At 36.3% G+C, this 237-nt stretch carries 1 pseudogene; it reads right to left on the reverse strand.

The features are described from left to right. Nucleotides 1-115: 115 nt before the first annotated feature. A pseudogene (locus tag HMPREF0519_RS14540) lies at nucleotides 116-237 on the reverse strand (alpha-N-arabinofuranosidase); the annotation flags it as partial.

The raw sequence follows: 237 nt of genomic DNA on the forward strand, positions 1-237 counted from the left end.
TTATGTTCATGTGAACTATTTCACTTTAATGATTGCAAAAATAGAAGCGAATGACTAAAACAGCTACTTTGCTTCCATCGAGTTGAAAAACAATGAGGTAATCTATGGTATGAAATTAATCATAGTTATATGGCGTCGGTTTACCAAAGTTTGGTGTCCCGTCTTCATTCCATGTAAACGCCTGTACTTTTGTGTGACGGTTAGGATCATAGAGTGGATCACCCTTAATATCCGTAT

Source organism: Lentilactobacillus hilgardii DSM 20176 = ATCC 8290 (assembly GCF_000159315.1).
Lineage (GTDB): Bacteria > Bacillota > Bacilli > Lactobacillales > Lactobacillaceae > Lentilactobacillus > Lentilactobacillus hilgardii.